This is a genomic window from Kitasatospora sp. NPDC091257 (assembly GCF_044757675.1).
Lineage (GTDB): Bacteria > Actinomycetota > Actinomycetes > Streptomycetales > Streptomycetaceae > Kitasatospora > Kitasatospora lactacystinica.
Map to the genome: position 1 here is coordinate 1 of NZ_JBIVVI010001064.1, position 3,187 is coordinate 3,187.

3 protein-coding genes and 1 pseudogene are annotated in these 3,187 nt (G+C 76.2%); all 4 read left to right on the forward strand.

Annotated features, from left to right (window positions below; genetic code table 11):
- Window positions 1-805 precede the first annotated feature (805 nt).
- On the forward strand, window positions 806-964 hold the full coding sequence (locus tag ACIQOV_RS34330; protein WP_401054722.1) for a hypothetical protein: 159 nt from the start codon (window positions 806-808) through the stop codon (window positions 962-964).
- An 80-nt stretch (window positions 965-1,044) separates the two neighbouring features.
- Complete coding sequence (locus ACIQOV_RS34335) at window positions 1,045-1,476, forward strand: phage tail protein (RefSeq protein WP_401054724.1); 432 nt, start codon at window positions 1,045-1,047, stop codon at window positions 1,474-1,476.
- Window positions 1,477-1,511: 35 nt separating this feature from the next.
- Window positions 1,512-2,249, forward strand: a complete 738-nt coding sequence (locus tag ACIQOV_RS34340; protein ID WP_401054726.1) for a LysM peptidoglycan-binding domain-containing protein — start codon at window positions 1,512-1,514, stop codon at window positions 2,247-2,249.
- A pseudogene (locus ACIQOV_RS34345) lies at window positions 2,246-3,187 on the forward strand (hypothetical protein); the annotation flags it as partial. The gene ACIQOV_RS34340 and the pseudogene ACIQOV_RS34345, both read left to right, overlap by 4 nt.

Consider the following 3,187-nt stretch of genomic DNA (forward strand, 5'->3'; position numbering starts at 1 on the left):
GCCCGTCACTTCCCCGCCCGGAGGCGGGGCCCGGAGCGCGCGCCCCGGTGCCGACGGGCGGGAGCGGCAAGGACCGGCCGAGGCGCACAGGCCTCGGCCGGAGCCGGTACCAGGGCTCCCCTTCGCCCCGTTCGTTCCAGTTCCAGCGCCAGTTCCAGGGCCAGGACCGGTCCGTGGCGTGGACAGCGCCCGGACGGCTGCGCCCGACCCGGCTCCGGCCGGCGGCCTGCCACCGTCGCAGGAGCACGCCCCCGCACCCGGCACCGGCCCGGCGCCACGGTGGGCTCCCCCCGTTGTCCGCCCCGGCAGTTCACCCTCGACCAAGGCCCCGACACCGCGCCCGGCGGCGTTCCGGTACGGTCCGGCGGACCGCGAGCACGCGCCCGAGCGCGACGTGACCGGACGCCCGCCACTGCCGCCCGGCGCGGCGGCTGCCGTCGGAACGCCGATGGACCGCCTGCCCCTGACCGCGGTCCCCTTCTCCCCGGCCCGCACGGCGCATCAACCTCCGGCCACGGACGCCCCTCGGCAGCACCTCAGGGGCGACACCCGATCCGGTGCTCCACCAAGCCCCCCGGACCGGCGGCCGTACTCCGAGCCCGGCCCGGGCCCCGCCCGCGCCGCCGGGGCGGCCCACCCGGCAGCCGCGGCGGGGCCGTCCCCCGGTCACGGACCACAGACCTACCGCACCGACCTCCCCGCGGCTCCCGCCGCCGTGCCGAGGAGTCGTCCCGACCGGCCCGATCCGGCGCGGGAACGGCCTCCCGGCTCTCCTCCCGGTGGTCCTTCCGGCGCCGCTCCCCCCGTGTCCGGGGCCCTGGTCGCCGAGGTGGTCAGGCGCATCGTCCAGGTCCACGCGGACGTCCTGGCCGGGCCGGCGTCCGGCCACGGGGAGGGCCGGCGCCCGTGGTCCGAACCGCCGGGCGGGCACGCGCCCTGGGGCGGCGACCGCCCCCCGCGGTGATCCGTCCCGCCCCATCCGGCCCACGAACCGGCCCAGCCCGAGCCCAGCCCGAGTCCCGCCCACGCCCCGGAGCCCCTGCCATGAGCGACCAGCCGTTCGCCGTCACCTCCCTCTTCCAGCTCTCCATCGGCGACCACGCCCTCGGGTCGTTCACCTCCTGCGACGGCCTGGGCTGCGCCATGGACATCGAGGAGCGGGCCGAGGGCGGCGAGAACGGTCGCGTCTGGCATCTCCCGACCCGACTGAGGTACACCAACGTGGTGCTGGGCCGGCCCCTGAACCGGCAGACCACGCTGGTGTGGGCGTGGCTGCAGCTCCAGGTCCTCCAACCGGTCCGGATGCGCGGCCAGATCGTCGCGCTGGGCCCGGACCGCCGGCCCCTGGTGCGGTGGGTGCTGGACGGTGTGCTGCCGGTGCGCTGGAACGGCCCCTCGTTCACCGCCGACGTGTCCGAGCCGGCCAGGGAGACCCTGGAGATCACCCACGACGGATTCCTGGACGTCACCGTCTGAGCCCGTCCCGCCGACCTGTTGCCGAAGGGAGACCCATGCCCGCCCTGCCGCTGCCGGGTACGCCCGTCCGTGCCGTTCTGGTGATCTACGAGCCGCCGGCCGACGAGGGCGGTTCCGTCGGACGTGAGCGCGACCGGATCACCCTGCAGTTCAACCCGGACCGCGTGTCGCTCGACAAGCAGGCCCACTGGGACCGCAGCGCTCCCTCGAACGCCCCCGCCGGCAGCCCGCAGTTCGTGTACTCCGAGCCGCGGACCATGACCCTGGAGGTGTTCCTCGACGCCCCGGGGCCCGGGAGCGGGGTGGAGAAGGCGACGGAGAAGCTGCTGGCCTGCTGCACCCCGGCGGTTCAGGCCGCGGCGACGGACACCGCGTCGGCACCCTGGGTGCGCCTGGAGTGGGGACACGGACGCAGCACGGCGTTCCTCGCCCTGGTCACCCGGGTCGGCGTGACGTACACGCGTTTCTCCACCGACGGGAGGCCGCTGCGTGCCGAGTGCTCGCTGGTCCTGGAGGAGGTCGGCGGCCGCACCCCCCGGCAGAACCCGACGTCGGGCGGGGACGGCCCGGTCGCCACCCACCGTCTGGTGGCCGGGGACAGCCTGGCGAGCCTGGCGTGGCACACCTACGGCGACGCCACCTGCTGGCGGGCCATCGCCCGGGCCAACGACGTCGACGACCCGGACCGCATCCCCGTGGGCACGGTGCTCGCCCTGCCGGTCCTGGACACCACGACGGGCGCACCGACGGCGGACGTGGGCGAGGGCCGGTGACCAGGACCCACCAGGCGCGCCCGCTGATCGAGGTCCAGGGGCAGCCGCTGCCGGACCAGTGGGAGAGCCGGCTCGTGGACCTCGTCGTGGAGAGCGCCGTCAACACGCCCGCCACGGCGCGGCTGCGCTACAGCGACGGCAAGCACCGGTTCTTCGAGCGGACGGACGTTAAGGTGGGCCGGTCCCTGACGGTCGCCGTGTCGACCGGCCGTCACCGCACCAGCGCACGGATCTTCGACGGCGAGGTCACCGCGGTGGAGGCCTCCCTGGACCGCACCGGAACCTTCGCCATCGTGCACGCCACCGATCGCGGGCACCGCCTGGAGCGGGGCCGGCGAGCGGAGGCGGACGGCCCGAGGACCCTCGCCGCGGCGTTGGAGGAGGCCGCCCGGCGCCACGGCCTGGACGCCGACACCTCCGGTCTCACCGGTCCCGAGATCCCCTACCTGGCACAGCCCAACCTCACCGACTGGGAGCTGTTGACCCATCTCGCCGACGAGCGCGGCCTCCACCTCGCCGTGGACGGCAAGATGGTGACGATGCGTCCCCTGCGGCCCGCCGCGCAGGCCCCCTCGCCCGACACGGGGGCGGACCGCAGCGTGTTCGTCCTGCAGCGAGGGGTGAACCTGCGCTCCCTGCGGGCGGCGGTGTCCTCGGTCGGCCAGGTCAGCCGGGTCCGGGTCACCGGCTGGGACCCGGCCGCCAAAGCGCCGGTGGCCGAGCGGGAACCGGCGCTCTCCAGCCCGGAGGTGCACCCCTCGGCAAGCGCCGGCAATCTCGCCGAGGTGTTCGGCGGCACCCCCGAGCTCCTGGTCGCCGGCCCGTACTCGCTCCCCGAGCAGGCCGGTGCCGCCGCCCGGGCCCTGGCCGACCGGACGGCCGCCGGCGCGATGCGACTGGAGGCGCTGGCCGACGGCGCCCCACAGCTGCGGGCCGGC

Excerpts from the sequence above, each read along its gene's own strand:
- ACIQOV_RS34335 (WP_401054724.1), top strand. The coding sequence starts at position 1,045 with ATGAGCGACCAGCCGTTCGCCGTCACCTCCCTCTTCCAGCTCTCCATC.
- ACIQOV_RS34340 (WP_401054726.1), top strand. The coding sequence starts at position 1,512 with ATGCCCGCCCTGCCGCTGCCGGGTACGCCCGTCCGTGCCGTTCTGGTG.